13 protein-coding genes and 1 tRNA gene are annotated in these 16004 nt (G+C 38.4%); 4 read left to right on the forward strand and 10 right to left on the reverse strand.

From position 1 onward, the window contains the following. Window positions 1-166: 166 nt before the first annotated feature. Window positions 167-1009, reverse strand: a complete 843-nt coding sequence (locus tag ACZZZC_RS22825) for a sulfurtransferase (protein WP_463488189.1) — start codon at window positions 1007-1009, stop codon at window positions 167-169. Window positions 1010-1160: 151 nt separating this feature from the next. Further along, complete coding sequence (gene pdxA, locus ACZZZC_RS22830) at window positions 1161-2240, reverse strand: 4-hydroxythreonine-4-phosphate dehydrogenase PdxA (RefSeq protein ID WP_463488190.1); 1080 nt, start codon at window positions 2238-2240, stop codon at window positions 1161-1163. A 183-nt stretch (window positions 2241-2423) separates the two neighbouring features. Here pdxA and rsmA point away from each other — a divergent pair, with 183 nt between their 5' ends. Next, entirely contained in the window at window positions 2424-3212 is a 789-nt protein-coding gene (gene rsmA, locus ACZZZC_RS22835) for a 16S rRNA (adenine(1518)-N(6)/adenine(1519)-N(6))-dimethyltransferase RsmA (RefSeq protein ID WP_463488191.1), read from the forward strand. A gap of 10 nt (window positions 3213-3222) precedes the next feature. Here the strand turns inward: rsmA and ACZZZC_RS22840 are convergent, their stop codons facing one another. Further along, window positions 3223-4254 carry a helix-turn-helix transcriptional regulator gene (locus ACZZZC_RS22840; RefSeq protein ID WP_463488192.1) on the reverse strand — a complete coding sequence of 344 codons (1032 nt, stop codon included), beginning with the start codon at window positions 4252-4254 and terminating at the stop codon, window positions 3223-3225. A gap of 543 nt (window positions 4255-4797) precedes the next feature. Between ACZZZC_RS22840 and ACZZZC_RS22845 the strand changes: the two genes are divergently transcribed. The 3 genes from ACZZZC_RS22845 to ACZZZC_RS22855 all read left to right on the forward strand — a co-directional run bounded on the left by ACZZZC_RS22845 (window position 4798) and on the right by ACZZZC_RS22855 (window position 7967). Further along, window positions 4798-4861, forward strand: a tRNA-OTHER gene (locus ACZZZC_RS22845). Window positions 4862-5268: 407 nt separating this feature from the next. Continuing rightward, window positions 5269-6366 (forward strand): slipin family protein, encoded by a 1098-nt coding sequence (locus ACZZZC_RS22850; RefSeq protein ID WP_463488193.1) that lies wholly within the window; start codon window positions 5269-5271, stop codon window positions 6364-6366. A 176-nt stretch (window positions 6367-6542) separates the two neighbouring features. After that, a complete protein-coding gene (locus tag ACZZZC_RS22855; protein WP_463488194.1) occupies window positions 6543-7967 on the forward strand; it encodes an RtcB family protein in 1425 nt (474 codons plus the stop codon). Between the two features lie 112 nt (window positions 7968-8079). On the opposite strand, the gene ACZZZC_RS22860 is transcribed toward ACZZZC_RS22855, so the two are convergent. The 7 genes from ACZZZC_RS22860 to ACZZZC_RS22890 all read right to left on the reverse strand — a co-directional run bounded on the left by ACZZZC_RS22860 (window position 8080) and on the right by ACZZZC_RS22890 (window position 15916). Next, window positions 8080-8931: a hypothetical protein gene (locus ACZZZC_RS22860; protein ID WP_463488195.1), complete on the reverse strand. Its 852-nt coding sequence runs from the start codon at window positions 8929-8931 to the stop codon at window positions 8080-8082. 72 nt (window positions 8932-9003) lie between these two features. After that, complete coding sequence (locus ACZZZC_RS22865) at window positions 9004-10257, reverse strand: pyridoxal phosphate-dependent aminotransferase (protein ID WP_463488196.1); 1254 nt, start codon at window positions 10255-10257, stop codon at window positions 9004-9006. 112 nt (window positions 10258-10369) lie between these two features. Continuing rightward, window positions 10370-11701 (reverse strand): argininosuccinate lyase, encoded by a 1332-nt coding sequence (gene argH / locus ACZZZC_RS22870; RefSeq protein WP_463484169.1) that lies wholly within the window; start codon window positions 11699-11701, stop codon window positions 10370-10372. Between the two features lie 108 nt (window positions 11702-11809). Next, window positions 11810-12874, reverse strand: a complete 1065-nt coding sequence (locus tag ACZZZC_RS22875) for a M20 family metallo-hydrolase (RefSeq protein ID WP_463484170.1) — start codon at window positions 12872-12874, stop codon at window positions 11810-11812. Between the two features lie 69 nt (window positions 12875-12943). Beyond that, window positions 12944-13753 carry a pyrroline-5-carboxylate reductase gene (proC, locus tag ACZZZC_RS22880; protein ID WP_463484171.1) on the reverse strand — a complete coding sequence of 270 codons (810 nt, stop codon included), beginning with the start codon at window positions 13751-13753 and terminating at the stop codon, window positions 12944-12946. A gap of 276 nt (window positions 13754-14029) precedes the next feature. Continuing rightward, a complete protein-coding gene (gene argB / locus ACZZZC_RS22885; RefSeq protein WP_463484172.1) occupies window positions 14030-14860 on the reverse strand; it encodes an acetylglutamate kinase in 831 nt (276 codons plus the stop codon). Window positions 14861-14941: 81 nt separating this feature from the next. Next, the gene (locus tag ACZZZC_RS22890; protein ID WP_463484173.1) at window positions 14942-15916 is read right to left on the reverse strand and encodes a Rossmann-fold NAD(P)-binding domain-containing protein; all 975 of its coding nucleotides are present in this window, start codon (window positions 15914-15916) and stop codon (window positions 14942-14944) included. Window positions 15917-16004 lie beyond the last annotated feature (88 nt).

Consider the following 16004-nt stretch of genomic DNA (forward strand, 5'->3'; position numbering starts at 1 on the left):
AAGCAGTTACGAAAGTTTCGCTGTTTATTGGAAAGTTACTAACTCTAATAAGCACCTGCACATTAGAGTTAGTAACTTTAAAGAACAACAAAATAGATTTGCAAGTTAATCGTCTACCTGCCGCAGACGGGGGCTTATTTATAACTTCCTTTAGAAGAATCAAAGATTAATGTTTGGCTAATACCATTTCCTTATTGTTTCTACTCCACTCACTCCATGAGCCGACATACAATTTAGGAATAGGCAAACCAGCATAATCAATTGCTAAAAGCGTATGGCAAGCGGTAATACCCGATCCGCAATGAACAATAACATTTGCTGGCTCAACTTTTTCTAAAGCTTTGGTATAATTTTCTCTCAAAACTTCTTGATTTAAAAATCTGCCGTCCGCATCTAAATTTTCTGTAAAGGGAATGTTTATTGCACCCGGAATATGGCCAGCTATCGTATCTATCGGCTCTGTTAAGCCTGCAAAACGATTTGCATCCCGTACGTCGATTACGATATGATCATCCGTTTTAGAAACTCCTTCCACTTCATCTATATCAGACAAAGGCAAACTCCATGAACCAACTTCGTATTGACCAACAGATTTTGGAATCTCAACTTTATTTGTTGTCGGAAAATTTGCTTTTACCGCCGCTTGAAAACCTCCATCAATTACCTGAACTTTTTCATGGCCAACAGATCTCAGCATCCACCAAAACCTTGCAGCAGCATTACCACCGTTTTTATCATCGTAAATGATAACATGACTATGCTTTGTAATGCCAAGTTTCTGCAACGTATTGGCAAACTGCTCCAAGCTAGGCAGTGGATGGCGACCACCAACTGCAAAGTCGCCGATATTGGCTAAATCATCGTTTACATCGACAAAAATTGCACCTGCTAAATGTTGCTCATCATAACGAACTTTCGAGCCCGCACTGGCATCGACAATTACAATTTCATCATCTTGATTTAACCAGGTTAAATCTTCGGGCTTGATAATTGGGGAAATTTTGCTCATTTCATTTTTATTTGATACACAATTTTAACCAAAATAAACCTGATAGCAGTGAAAATCTCCCGATTCTTCATCGGGAATTGGAACGAATAGCAGGACTTTCGCAACCGATAAGACACAGAACTTTGCTTTACAAAAAATTAAGATCTAAGTCTTAAGAAGCGTCGTCTTTTATGTCAAACTGTGTTTCAACAACCTTTCCACCACCGCGTAACTGAGTACTTAACATTTCTTCTTGCTCTCTGCGGTTTTTAACGATGTGTATGGCTGAAAATAATGCTTCAGTAAATGAGGTAGAATCGGCCAAATCTTTACCGGCGATATCGTAGCCCGTTCCATGATCTGGAGATGTGCGAACGAAATTTAAACCTGCCGTAAAATTTACGCCATTATGGAAAGCCAAGGTTTTAAAGGGAATTAAACCCTGATCGTGGTACATAGCCAACACTGCATCGAATTGTTTGTAGCTTCCATTTCCAAAAAATCCATCAGCAGGATAAGGACCGAAAACCATTAAACCTTTATCATAAGCCTCTTTAATGGCTGGAGAAATAATTTCAGCCTCTTCGGCACCCAATAATCCATTATCGCTGGCATGAGGATTTAACCCCAAAACGGCGATTTTTGGTTTTTCGATCCAGAAATCTTTTTTCAAGCTATCATTAATCAACTTTAATTTACTGAGAATTTTATCTTTGGTAATAGATGTTGGAACGTCCTTAACAGGAATGTGTCCGGTAACTACCCCAACACGTAAATTTTCACTGATTAAAAACATCAGCACATCTTTACTTCCGCTTTTTTCCTGCAAATATTCGGTATGGCCAGGAAACGAAAAGGTTTCTGATTGAATGTTGTGTTTGTTAATCGGAGCCGTAACCAAAGCATCAATGTCGCCCGCAACTAAATCAGCCGTTGCTCTTTCGAGCGATAAAAGCGCATATTTTCCACCCGTTTCAGTTACCTGCCCAAGTTCGATTTTTACATCTTCTTCCCAGCAATTAATCATATTTGCTTTTTTAAGCTGCGCTTGATTAGCATGATTAATAACGTTAAAACTGAAATCGCCCAGGTTATTTGCCTTTCGATGGAAAGAGGAAACCTTGGTATGACCATAAACAATTGGTGTACAATAATTTAAAATAGCCGGATTTGATAACGTTTTGATGATTACCTCCAAACCTATACCATTCACGTCGCCTATACTGATACCAATTTTAAGTTTATTGCTCATAATTACTGGAAAATTTTAGCGCAAATTACTGATTTTCGCTTAAACAGGTGCTTACCGGATAAAAATTAGTTATTTTGTAGAAAATAGTTAGTCTGCAAAACACAGCTTTTACAGCACGATGAACAAAATGTAATTCTAATTTTTCCGTGCTTTCTGTGTTTCCGTGGCAAAAAAATCTTCGAGATGAGTTTAGTAAAAGCGAAAAAACATTTAGGTCAGCATTTTTTAACCGATAAGGGCATTGCCAATCGAATTGTAGAAAGCCTGGTGAATACTGAAAAGTACAAGCAGGTTTTGGAAGTTGGGCCAGGAATGGGGATTTTGTCTGATTTTTTGTTGCAACGCGAAGACTTACAAACTTATCTAATCGATATTGACACTGAATCTTTCCATTTTCTGAATGAAAAATATCCGCAGTTGGGCGATCGCTTAATTAATGGAGACTTTCTAAAACTAGATTTCGACGCCATTTTCCCGGATAAATTTGCCATCATTGGGAATTTCCCTTATAATATTTCATCGCAAATTCTATTTAAAATTTTGGATAACCGCCACAAAGTGGTAGAAATGGTGGGCATGTTTCAGAAGGAGGTGGCCCAACGTTGTGCTGCGCCAGCAGGCAACAAAGAGTATGGTATTTTGAGTGTTTTTCTTCAGGCTTATTACAAAATTGAGTATTTGTTTACTGTAAAACCAGGCACTTTTAATCCACCACCAAAAGTGCACTCTGCCGTGATTCGTTTAACGCGAAATGAGGTTGAAAATTTAGATTGCGACGAAAAACTATTCTGGCGTGTAGTAAAAGCTGGCTTTAACCAACGTAGAAAAACCTTGCGTAACGCCGTTTCTGCTGTGATGCCAAAAGATAAAATGGACAATCACATCTATTTCGAAAAACGTGCTGAACAGTTAACTGTGGATGATTTTGTGAAGTTAACACAGCATGTAAGCGCTTTGATGCAACAAGAGTAAGGTTGGTATATTATGATTTTTTGTCGCCGTTATCTTCGTACTGGTAATAAGATTGCTGCAACCGCCTTTTAATTTTCGAAATCAAGAAACGTGGTGCTAGCACTTTAACGCATTCTCCGAAACCTAAAATTTCTCTTTCGAGTTCGAAATTTAAAACCACGTCAATTCTAAAAGTTGTTGTTTTTTCAGTTTTTGTTAACACCACCTGCGAGGAATGTAAAGGCTTAGTTACCACATAAGGCGCATGATCGTTTGTAAATTCTAAAACTACTTTTTGCGCTCGGTCTCTGTCATTTTTTGTCACTCCGATCAAGTCATCATAATAGCGATCGAAATCTACGCCTTCATGAAGTACAAATTCTTCGTTAGGTAATTCCTGAAAATCAATTATTCTATCTAAAGCCAAATTTAAAATCCCAAGTCGTTTTTTCGCTTTGCAGATTAAAAACCACCTATTTCTGTATTCCTTCAATAAATAAGGATAGTAAATTCCTTGCTGCCCTTGTTGTGCTTTGAATGATTTATACTCAATCAATAATGATCGCTTATTTAAAACTGCCTGATATAATGGAGGAATACACTCTAGTCCTTTTACCAACTTATTTCCTTCTAACTGGATGTTATTTCCGCTTTGTTTTGTGCTTTTATAAAGATTATTTTCCAGGCGGGCAATCATATCGCTCATTTCATCGAAATAGTTAAAGGCATTAAATTCTTTTAATACGCCCACAATTTCTTTCATTTTATCAACGTCAGCATTATTGATTGGAGCTTTAGTAATGCTGTAACTCGCCTCATCGTAGGCATAAAACCGTTTATCCTGCACCACAATTGGTGCATTGTAACCTAGTTTATCGCTCCGCATCAATTGGATATCCGCCTGAATGGTGCGTTTACTTACGCCCGTAGTAATTCCCTCTAGCTCATAAAGAGTTTTGGCAACCTTTTCAATAATATCATCTAAAGTCCATTTACGAAAACGGTTTCTTAAACAATCGTCTATGGTTTTATACCGAATGAGTGCTAATTTATTGATGGCCATATTTAGAATTTTAATGAGTTTTCACAAAAACTATTGAAAATTAATGAATTAATATAGCATTATTCAATCCATCTACGCAACACAACTGCGCAATTGGCTGATGAAAAAGAAATCAATGAAAATTTTATCATTCATTATCAAACACTTAAGTGTTATTTACAAAATATTTTCTAATGCGCAAATCTGCAGCGCAGCTGGGTAGCAAATTTGTATTGTCGCCCAGCGCAATGTTATTAATTAAGCTTTCGGATTTGTCCCTAAGCATCATTGCGAGGCACGATGAAAATCGACCCTCGCAATGACGAAATTTTTTAAATAATGACATGACGTAAGCGATAAAGTTCTTTGATTAAATATGAAAATAGATATAAAGATATTCCGATGTAAAAATCGGGATGGCAATATAAGAGAGGTATCTATCCACAGTTGCGGGTCTTAAATAGCCCCAAAGTATGAGTGCCGTTGCATTTCATATTCTGATAGAGAGAAAGATGTATTGTCGAAACACGTTGTGTGTCGTGGGTTCGAATCCCACTTCCGAGCAATCGGAATAGTTCAGTCTGGTAGAATAACAACACCAAATATGCAGGTTCGAATCCTGCTTCCAAGTGATTGGAATAGCAAAAGGGTAATGCAATGGATTAGGGTTCCATCTAGAAAGAAGAGATACTTCAAATTTCTCAAACCAAAAGCGTTGCGAAATGCATTCTGCTCAAAAGATTTTAGAAATCTCAAAAGCAAGTTTGCTTTTTGCTTAGCAAGTAAAACGAAAAAGGTGCTGATTTAAAAATCAAATCTTCTAGCTGTAGAAAGCCATATTCAACAGAATATCGCCAATGCTAAAAGTAGATTTCATTCTTAAAAACAACCAGAAGCAATTTACTTCCGCAGAAAACAAATGAATGTTTTCGCAATGCTTTTTAAAAGAATTAACAATTAAACAATAAATAACCTATCCCAATCAAGTCCTCCCTTTTAGGGAGGATTTAGGAGGGGTTTTAAACATCAAAAAACATGAGAAAAATTACAATTAACACCAATTATGTTGCATTGGTGTTTAAAAAAGGAGAATTAAAAAGAGTATTAACAGCAGGTAGTTATTGGTTGGGCTTTGGCGAAACCATCACTATGTACGACATAAGCAAAGATTATGATTTCTCAGTTGCTGAATTAGATACGTATTTATTAAATGCTGACTTCGCCAAATTAATTTATTTGGTAAGCGTAGCCGATAATGAGTTGGCCTTGGTTTATCAAAACAAAAATTTTAAAAACGTTTTAAGGGCAGGTAGATATGCCATCTGGAAAGGTTTGTCGGAATACAGTTTCGTTAAAGTTGACATCAGCAAAATTGAAATTGAGGAAAACATCGATAGAAATTTGTTTGAGAAAGCCGCTTTGGTAAACTATATCAGGGCCTATAAAATTGAAGCTTACGAAACTGGTTTATTATTTATTGATGGCAAGTTTGATAAAGTATTATTGGCAGGAAACTATGTTTATTGGAAAAACAATATCACTATCCAAGTTTTAAAGACCGATATGAGACAATTAAACATGGAGATTATCGGTCAGGAGATTTTAACAAAAGACAAAGCGCAATTGAGAATGAACTTTACGGTTCAATACAAAGTGGAGGATGTGGTTAAAGCGTTGTTGGCCAATAAAGATTTCGAAAAGCAATTGTACATTACCATGCAATTGGCTTTGAGAGAGGCGGTAGGCTTATTAACTTTTGATGAATTGATGGAAAGCAAAGAAAAAATCGGAACATCGGTTTTGGAAAGCGCCATTAACAAAGCAGAAGCGTTGGGCGTAAAACTGGCAAATGGCGGTGTAAAAGACATCATTTTATCTGGAGAAATTAAAGATATCATGAACCAAGTTTTAATTGCGGAGAAAAAAGCGCAAGCAAACATGATTACCAGAAGAGAAGAAACGGCATCGGCCAGAAGTTTGTTGAATACCGCAAAACTAATGGAAGACAATGCCATGTTATACAAATTGAAAGAGATGGAATACGTGGAGAAAATTGCAGAGAAAATCAATACCATCAGTTTATCTGGCAGCGGACAAATTGTTGACCAATTGAAGCAAATCTTCGTGAAGTAAATGTTTAAAGCAGGTCGTCATTGCGAGGCACGAAGCAATCCTACAACTATCGCTAGGATATTAAAACTACCGCTTTAAGATTGCTTCGTACCTCGCAATGACGAATTTACTGTAAATTAAATTTAGAAACCCTCGGCTAGGTGAACGATGCCTGCCGAGTTTTAGTTAGGAACAAAATGAAAACAAAAATAACAGGTAAAACCCTAAAAGCATTAGGTTATACCGAAGGAAAAATATTAGGCTTAGCATTGGAAATTTTGAAGGATAACTTTAAGGATGAGGAAGCCAATGAAATACAAAGAATATTAAAAAAAGTAAAAAATTATCCAGAGAGTTTTTTAGATGATGAAGTATTAGGTGTTTTAGCAACAGCACTAATTGAAAAAGCAAACCCTAAAGGTGATGGCACAGTTGCATTAATTGAAAATGCAAAAAGCTACACAACATTTGGGGAGAGTTACATTGAAGATGGTGCGAAAGATCAAATGAATATTGCCATGAAATTGCCCGTTACTGAAGCTGGTGCATTAATGCCAGATGCGCATCAAGGCTATGGTTTGCCAATTGGCGGAGTTTTGGCTACAAGAAATGCCATTATTCCTTATGGTGTTGGTGTTGATATCGGTTGCAGAATGGCCTTGAGTATTTTCGATATTCCTGAGAAATATTATTTCGGGAAAGATGCGATGTACAAACGAGAATTAATTGCTCATACTAAATTTGGCGCCGGGCAAAATTATAAAGGCGATGAAAGAGCAGACCATGAGGTTTTAGAAAACGAAGATTTTAACGCTACGCCTTTCTTAAAGAACTTACATGGCAAAGCTTGGGCGCAATTGGGAACCTCTGGTGGTGGAAATCACTTTGTGGAATGGGGAATTATCGATTTTGCAGAACGAGATGAAGTTTTGAATATCGATAAAGGTCGTTATGTAGCTTTATTAACTCACTCTGGTTCTCGTGGATTTGGCGCAACCATAGCGGGTCATTACACCAAACTGGCTAAAGACATTTGTAAGTTGCCTAGAGAAGCTGTAAATCTTGCTTATTTAGATATGAATACTGCTGAAGGTCAAGAATATTGGATTGCTATGAATTTGGCTGGCGATTATGCTTCTGCTTGTCATGAGGTAATCCATAAAAGATCAACTAAAGCCATTGGTGCTAAAGTTTTAGCCAAGGTAGAAAACCATCATAATTTTGCCTGGAAAGAAACCCTAAATGGCGAAGAAGTAATCGTTCATAGAAAAGGAGCAACTCCAGCGGGCGAAGGCGTAATGGGGATTATTCCGGGGAGTATGACTGCGCCAGGATTTTTGGTTAGAGGAAAAGGTGAGACAAGTTCAATTAATTCTGCATCTCACGGCGCAGGGAGATTGATGAGCCGTACAAAAGCCATTCAATCGATTACTAAATCTGACATGAAAGCAATTTTAAAAGACCACAATGTAACGTTAATCGGTGCAGGTTTAGATGAAGCCCCAATGGCTTATAAAGACATCAACAAAGTGATGGCTGCGCAAACTGAGTTGGTTGATGTGATTGCGAAGTTTGAACCAAAAATGGTTAGAATGGCGGATGATGGAAGTAGAGAGGATTGATTTTAGGAAGAATGAATACAAAGTTGTCAGTTAGGCATTTATAAAACGGCCCTATTCTCAATAAATGAAAATAGGGCGGTTATTTTTTATATTTTTCTCCTACAACCTCACACTAAATATTTGCGTTCGGCAGCGGATAAAATTCAATAATATTATTCATTTTTTTGTCTTTCGCTTTCCCTGTCGGATTAGAGACATTTACAATACTAACATACTTTACCGGATCGCCAGTTGATTCGTAAACAACCACCTCCGAGTAATTTTGCTCATTGATTAATGATGGATCATCACTCAAAACCGCGAAATTTTTATTATTTAATTCATTCAAAATTAAATTTTTATCATGTACCAAAGGAATTCGGTTCTGTATTTTACGCTTTTTCATCCATTGATCGTTTATTTCTGAATAAGGTTTGCTCACCTGACCATTGAAAACAGTAAATATGATTCCACCTATAATCACAATAAACTCTGCTGCCCAAATCAACCATAAAACCAGACCGCTTACCGTACCCATGCTCTTGATCTGAAAAGAACCTACTGCATTTAGGTTTACAATTTCTTGAAAAAGTATGTGAGGATGCGTGAACAGAAAAAAGAAATCGCTGGCTAAAATTTTTAAATCAGCGCTGGTCAAATTAAAAGTGAATCCTTTGGCGCTGTAAATTAAAGCATCGAAAAAAACCCATTGAACATAGAAGGCCAGTAATCCGCAAAAAATTGCGATGGATACAACTATTTTTTTATTTCGGAGTTTACCAAGTTTTACGCCAAAATCAATACAAAACCCTAAGCTGATACCAAGCAGTAGCGCAATGATAGCGATAAACCAGATGTTAGGAATTAGCCTTCCAAGGATAATATAAATGAGCGGTAAGATGAAAGCTGATAAAATACCAATGACAAGCGTAATGAGGATTGCTGAGGGCGAAGCATATCCCTGAGGAGTGTATTTGTTTTCCATAAAAGCGTTTAGATGAGATTTTTTATTTGAACACCCGAGCCAACTAATTGTTTGCCCGGGTGCTCAAATGTTTTATTTTAACTTGCTTAATGCCGTTTTAATCCGGGGGAGCATGTCTTTAATATCCTGCAAGGTGCAAGCACCAACCGATGCCCTGAACCAAGGCATGCTGTGTTCGTTTCCAAATGCTGAAAATGGAACCAATGCTGCTCCAGCCTCTTTAATTAGGTAGAAGTTTACATCTGCACTGTCTTTTAAAAGCTGACCATCTTCAGTAGTTTTTCCGATGTAGTCGATTTTAATGGTGAGGTAAATTGCACCCATCGGTTCAACCGCGTCAACATTAAAACCTAAATTTTTCAATTCATTGAAGCCATTGTAAAGCGCATTTAAGCTATCTTGAATTTGACCTTTAAAACTGGTTAAAAATGTATCTACCTGCGTTTTATCGTTAAAATAATTAGACATTGCAACCTGTTCGGCTTTTGGTGCCCAGGCACCCATGTGCCCAACCAATGCTTTCATTCTGTTTACGATATCTTCAGGACCAAAACCCCAGCCTACACGCACACCTGTTGCTGCTAAACATTTTGAAGAACCATCTACGAAAACCGTAAATTCACGCATCGCCGGGCGTAATGACACCGGATTTACATGTTCCTTACCAAAAGTTAGCAATGAATAAATCTGATCGTACATTAAATACAATGGTTTTTCATCCGCTCCGCGGGATGCATTTTCTTCTAAAATAACATCGCATATCTCCGCTAAAAAATCTGCAGCAAACATGGTTCCTGTTGGATTCAATGGCGAACAAAGCGCTAATAATGTTGCGCCTTTTAAATGTGGCTTCAATTGTGCTGCAGTTGGCATAAAGTTATGCGCTGCATCAGTTTCTACAGCAATGGCCTTTGCCGAAGTTAAGTGGCAATAGTGATTGTTGTTCCAGGATGGTGCAGGAAAAACAACTGTGTCACCCGGATCTATCAAAGCTAAATAAGTAGCATAAATCAATGGTCGAGAGCCGCCTGAAACCAGAATACTATTGGTGTTGTATTCCAAACCAAATCTATCTTTCAATAGTTCGGAAACGGTTTGTCTCAATGGCAAAACACCGTCGGCAGGCGGGTAATTGGTTTGATTTGCATGATAGGCATCTACGATTCCGGCTTTTAGTTCCGCTGGAATGGGATAGATGTTCGAATCAAAATCGCCGATGGTTAAATTGGCGATTGAAGCGCCTTTGCGTTTCATTTCATTAACCTCGTTACCAATTTTTATAATTTCTGAGCCTATTAATGAACTGGCTAATACTGAAACTTTCATATATATTACTATTAGTCGCCTTACCCGTCAAACGGAGACATGAAACAATTACTGTCTTAGCAAATTAGGAAACCCATGCTTATAAGATTGCTTCGTACCTCGCAATGACGACTTAACGAATTAAATCTTCTATTGCTTTATTCACTTTCTCAAAGCCAAATTGTGACAAAACTGCCTGCATTCCTGCAGAAATTTGCTCATTACAAAGATTGCCGATACTTCCTTCGTGTGTATGATTTATTTGGCCCGATGGTGCAAAAGTACCATTTTCTATCTGCTCGCCAACTATTTTGTAGGCTTCTCTAAAAGGAACCCCTTGCAAAGCTAAATCGTTTACCACCTCAACACTAAACAAGTAATCGTATTTCTTATCTTTCAAAATATCATCTTTAATAGTGATGTTCTGGAACATGAAGGTCGCAATTTCTAAGCATTCCTTTAATGAGGTAATCGCTGGAAATAGATTTTCCTTCAACAACTGTAAATCGCGATGATAGCCAGATGGAAGATTGGTAATCATCATTGCAATCTCGTTTGGCAAAGCCTGTATTTTATTGCAACGTGAGCGAATCAATTCAAAAACATCAGGATTCTTCTTATGTGGCATAATACTCGAACCTGTTGTTAATTCGGGAGGGAAGCTTATAAATCCAAAATTTTGGTTAATAAACAGACAGACATCCATCGCCATTTTGGCTAAAGTTGCAGCAACAGCGCTCATTGCCTGCGCTAAAATCCTTTCCGTTTTTCCTCTACCCATTTGTGCATAAACCACATTGTAATTTAAGCTTTCAAAACCTAGCAATTCGGTGGTTAGTGTTCTGTTTAAAGGAAATGACGATCCATAACCTGCTGCAGAACCTAAAGGATTTTTGTTGGTGATTTTCCATGCAGCAAGCATTAATTCCATATCATCGGCAAGGCTTTCGGCGTAAGCACCAAACCACAAACCAAAAGATGATGGCATCGCGATCTGCAAATGCGTATAACCTGGCATCAACTTATCCTTGTGCGTATTGCTTAATTCGATGAGCAGATTAAACAAGGTTGATGTTTGGTTAACCATATCTTCAATACAGGCACGGAAAAACAACTTCAAATCAACCAAAACCTGGTCGTTACGTGAACGGCCACTGTGTATCTTTTTGCCTGCTTCGCCGATACGTTGCGTTAACAACCATTCTACCTGCGAATGCACATCCTCAACGGTATCTTCAATAGTAAAATTCCCGGCCTCAATTTCAGCGTAGATATTTTTAAGTTCCTGTTGAACCGTTTTCAATTCTTCGGCGGTAAGCAGATTAATAGTTTCCAACATTTGTGTATGCGCTAAAGAGCCCAAAACATCAAACTTTGCCATTTGTAAATCCAGTTCGCGGTCTTTACCAACCGTAAAAGTTTCCACGAATTTATTTACATCTATATTTTTTTGCCAAATCTTCATAATCAAACTTCGTCATTGCGAGGCACGAAGCAATCCCCTTTGTATGAAATTAAAAACACCTTACGATTCCTCTGCATTAAGATTGCTTCGTTCCTCGCAATGACGGATTTATTGTATCACTGGTTTCAACATATTCACGTATCCCTCAACACCTTCAGCAACCTCTCTAACGTATAAAAACTCATCTGCCATGTGCGAGCGTCCAGAAAACCCCGGTCCACATTTTACTGATGGGATATCCAATAGCGCTTGATCTGACGTAGTTGGCGAACCATAAGTGGTTTTACCCAATGCTATTCCTGCCTGAACTACCGGGTGGTTTTTATCTATCGACGATGGTTTTAAACGAATGGAACGAGGTGTAACATCGCAATCTACATGGGCTCTGATGATTTCTAAAACTTCCTCATTTGTGTAAGCATCGGTTACGCGAACATCAACTGTAAAAGTACAATTTGCCGGCACCACATTGTGTTGAGAACCTGCATTGATAATGGTAACCGTCATTTTCAGCGGACCGAAAACTTCCGATACTTTAGGAAACTGATAATTCCTGAACCACTCAATATCTTTCAGCGCTTTGTAAATTGCATTTTCGCCCTCTTCCCTTGCCGCGTGACCAGCTTTACCATGAGAAACGCAATCGATCACCAACAACCCACGTTCTGCAATGGCTAAATTCATTTCTGTTGGTTCGCCTACGATTCCAAATTCTAACTCACCTAAATCTGGCAAAACCAGTTCCAAGCCATTATTACCAGAAATTTCTTCTTCCGCCGTTGCGGCCAAACAGATGTTATATTTTAAATTCTCCTGCTCGTAGTAATACAAAAACGCACCAATTAACGAAACCAGACAACCACCAGCGTCATTACTTCCCAAGCCGAATAATTTATCGCTTTCAATGGCAGCATCATAAGGATCACGAGTGTAGCCCGAGTTTGGTTTAACAGTATCGTGATGCGAGTTCAGTAACACCGTAGGTTTACTTGCATCGAAATACTTATTATAAGCCCAAACGTTGTTCATTTTGCGTTGGGTTTTAATTCCTCGCTCTTCTAAAAATTGAGCAATTAAATTCGCTGTTCTGTCTTCTTCTTTGCTAAAAGACTGAATGCGGATTAACTGTCGCAACAAATCCAGACTTTCTTTTTGTATATTTTCTAACAACATAGTATCAAGTATTTAGTATTAAGTATCAAGATGTGGAGCCTAAACCCCTAAACCTTTTACCATATACTTTTAACCTTCTTTAGTGTACAAATTTCCAGCTTTTAAAGCTGATAATTTTATACCTTTTATTAATGATGAACTAAAGCCATTATGCTCCATTTCGTTTAAGCCCGCAATGGTACAACCTTTCGGCGAAGTTACTTTATCTATTTCTGATTCTGGGTGTGTGCCATGTAATAAAAGCAAATCTGCTGCTCCCTTAGCGGTTTGAACAGCCATTTTAAGTGCTTCATCTGCATGGAAACCAATTTCGACACCACCTTGCGAAGCGGCTCTTATTGCTCTTAAAAAGAAGGCGATACCACAAGCACAAAGCGCCGTTGCCGACGTCATTAAATCTTCGTTAATCTTCACCACGGAACCAACCGTTTCAAACATTCTGGTTACGTCGGCAATATTTTCTACAGATGCATTGTCGCTAGCCATACAAGTCATAGATTGCCCGATGGCAATGGCTGTATTGGGCATCACTCGGATTACCTCTACATCGTCTCCTAATTTTTCTCTGACCGCAGCACAACTCACACCCGAAATCACCGAAATTACAAGGTGTTTAGCTGAATTTATCGAGGACTTGATTTCATCTAAAACCGTATTTAATTGTTGAGGCAAAACAGCAAGAATTACGACATCAGCACTTGCAACCGCTTGGTTGTTATCTTTTGAAACAACAAAGCCTGCCGATGCGAAAGACTGCAAATGGTCGATATTTCTTCTGGTAAGCATAATGTCGCCAGCTTCAGCAAAATCGGCTTTTACCAACCCTTTTGCTAAAGATAATCCAATATTTCCGCTACCAATTATGGCTATTTTTTTCATGTGGTTAGTTTTATTTGGTTCAGTTACTTAAACTGATATTTATATTTTTTTGGAAAGCAATTGCAGTTTTTAGTTAATGTCAGTCCTGTGCCAAAGGCATTCCCTTGGAACTATTCACTTATCCCGATAAAAAATCGGGATCCGTTTCTATCAGGTTTAATTCACTTCCGTCATTGCAAGTTATGAAGCACTCCCAGTACACTATGCTAATAGCTACAGTTTTAAAATTGCTTCGTACCTCGGAAAGGCAAAACCCTGCCTCCCCTTTTAGAAGATTTAGAGGTTCATCTTCGTCCCGAAAGTCCCATCCGCAAGTTCTCCTAATTCATCAGCTTTGCCAATATAAACTGTAGCAACACCTTTTTTTATCGCCTCAAAAGCATTGTGCAATTTCGGAATCATTCCACCCTGTACTGTGCCGTCAGCTTTTAAACCCTCAAATTCATCCGCTTTGATTTCTCTGACAACTGAATCATCATCATTTACATCTTTCAAAACGCCCTTTTTTTCAAAGCAATATACCAAACGCGTTTCATATAAAGCCGACATTGCAACTGCTACAGCTGAGGCAATGGTATCCGCATTGGTATTTAATAATTGTGTATCTCCATCATGTGTAATTGCACATAAAACCGGTGTTAATCCAGCTTTTAACAAACTATCCAATGTAGTTGCAGAAACAGAATTTTCATCTAAATCGCCAACAAAACCATAATCGATAACTTCTCCGGCTAATGGGCCCGGAGCTGCTCCATGTGTTTTTGTAACAACAGGACGCTTTTTAGCTTTGATGATGTTGCCATCCGCTCCCGATAATCCAATTGCATTGTTGCCCTTAGCTTGTAGCTGGGCAACCATATTTTTATTGATCAACCCTGCATAAACCATCGTAACGATTCGCAAAGTTTCAAGATCTGTAATCCGACGACCTTCAACCATTTTAGCTTCAATGCCTAAGCTTTCGCCCAGTTCGGTTGCAATTTTGCCCCCACCATGAACCAAGATTTTATCGCCAGGTAAGGCCGTAAAATCTAATAAAAACTGATGCAAATTCGCAGAATTATCAATTACGTTTCCGCCTATTTTTATGATGGTAAGTTGTTTCATATATGTGTTATGAGTTGCCAGTTGCCAGTTACATGTTCAGGCAATTAGACCGGCAACATGTAACTGGCAACACACAACAGATTATTTCATTTCTTCCAACATCGCTTTAATTACCGCTTGCGCTGCCCATAAACGATTTCCTGCTTCATGGATCACCAGTGAATTTGGTCCATCCAAAATTTCAGAAGATAATTCCAAATCGCGACGAACAGGCAAACAGTGCATTACTTTTGCGTCGTTAGTGAACTTCAGTTTTTCGTTGTTCATCATCCATCCATCAGGATAAGTTAAAACTTTACCGTATTCTTTATAGCTACTCCAATTCTTCACATAAACATAGTCAGCGCCAGCTAAAGCTTCTTCTATATTATATTGAATATCTGCACCTGGCGTAAATTCTTCGGCGAGTTCATAACCTTCTGGCTGTGCGATGGTGAAATCAATCATTCCCTCTGCTTGTGCCTTGCACATCCATTCTGCAAATGAATTGGGAACAGCCTGAGGCAATGCTTTTACATGAGGGGCCCAAGCCAAAACTACCTTTGGTTTACGTCCGTCTGGTTTTTTATTCCAAGTTTCATGGATGGTGATAATATCGGCGAAGCTTTGTAACGGGTGACGGGTAGCGCTCTCCAAACTCACTACGGGAACGGCGCAGTATTTAACAAACTTGTTAAAAAAGTCTTCGCTATAATCCTCTTCGCGATTGTTTAATTTCGGAAAAGAACGCAAGCCTAAAATATCGCAATATTGACCCATCACGGCTGCCGCTTCACGAATATGTTCCACTGTCGACCCGTTCATGACTACACCATCCTGTGTTTCTAATGCCCAACCTTCTTTGTCTAAATTCATTACCATCACATTCATACCTAAGTTTAGCGCCGCTTTTTGGGTACTCAAACGGGTACGCAAACTTGGATTCATGAAAACCAATCCCAAGGTTTTGTTTTTACCTAAATCTTGGTGTGCATAAGGATTTGCCTTTAATTCAAGTGCATCATTTACAAATTGTTTGATGCTCGGAACATCGTTTACGGAAGTAAAAAGTTTCATTTTTTAAAGCTTAAAGACTAAAGCTCAAGGCTGAAAGCTTCTTGCCAATGCAAAAACAGCCCCAGACTTCAGTCAATTGTTTCTTAAC

The sequence above is a fragment of the Pedobacter sp. AC212 genome, from assembly GCF_979258625.1.

What these genes read in the sequence shown, in the direction of transcription:
- ACZZZC_RS22825 (WP_463488189.1), bottom strand. Translation starts at nt 1,009, where the DNA reads ATGAGCAAAATTTCCCCAATTATCAAGCCCGAAGATTTAACCTGGTTA.
- pdxA (WP_463488190.1), bottom strand. Translation starts at nt 2,240, where the DNA reads ATGAGCAATAAACTTAAAATTGGTATCAGTATAGGCGACGTGAATGGT.
- rsmA (WP_463488191.1), top strand. Translation starts at nt 2,424, where the DNA reads ATGAGTTTAGTAAAAGCGAAAAAACATTTAGGTCAGCATTTTTTAACC.
- ACZZZC_RS22840 (WP_463488192.1), bottom strand. Translation starts at nt 4,254, where the DNA reads ATGGCCATCAATAAATTAGCACTCATTCGGTATAAAACCATAGACGAT.
- ACZZZC_RS22850 (WP_463488193.1), top strand. Translation starts at nt 5,269, where the DNA reads ATGAGAAAAATTACAATTAACACCAATTATGTTGCATTGGTGTTTAAA.
- ACZZZC_RS22855 (WP_463488194.1), top strand. Translation starts at nt 6,543, where the DNA reads ATGAAAACAAAAATAACAGGTAAAACCCTAAAAGCATTAGGTTATACC.
- ACZZZC_RS22860 (WP_463488195.1), bottom strand. Translation starts at nt 8,931, where the DNA reads ATGGAAAACAAATACACTCCTCAGGGATATGCTTCGCCCTCAGCAATC.
- ACZZZC_RS22865 (WP_463488196.1), bottom strand. Translation starts at nt 10,257, where the DNA reads ATGAAAGTTTCAGTATTAGCCAGTTCATTAATAGGCTCAGAAATTATA.
- argH (WP_463484169.1), bottom strand. Translation starts at nt 11,701, where the DNA reads ATGAAGATTTGGCAAAAAAATATAGATGTAAATAAATTCGTGGAAACT.
- ACZZZC_RS22875 (WP_463484170.1), bottom strand. Translation starts at nt 12,874, where the DNA reads ATGTTGTTAGAAAATATACAAAAAGAAAGTCTGGATTTGTTGCGACAG.
- proC (WP_463484171.1), bottom strand. Translation starts at nt 13,753, where the DNA reads ATGAAAAAAATAGCCATAATTGGTAGCGGAAATATTGGATTATCTTTA.
- argB (WP_463484172.1), bottom strand. Translation starts at nt 14,860, where the DNA reads ATGAAACAACTTACCATCATAAAAATAGGCGGAAACGTAATTGATAAT.
- ACZZZC_RS22890 (WP_463484173.1), bottom strand. Translation starts at nt 15,916, where the DNA reads ATGAAACTTTTTACTTCCGTAAACGATGTTCCGAGCATCAAACAATTT.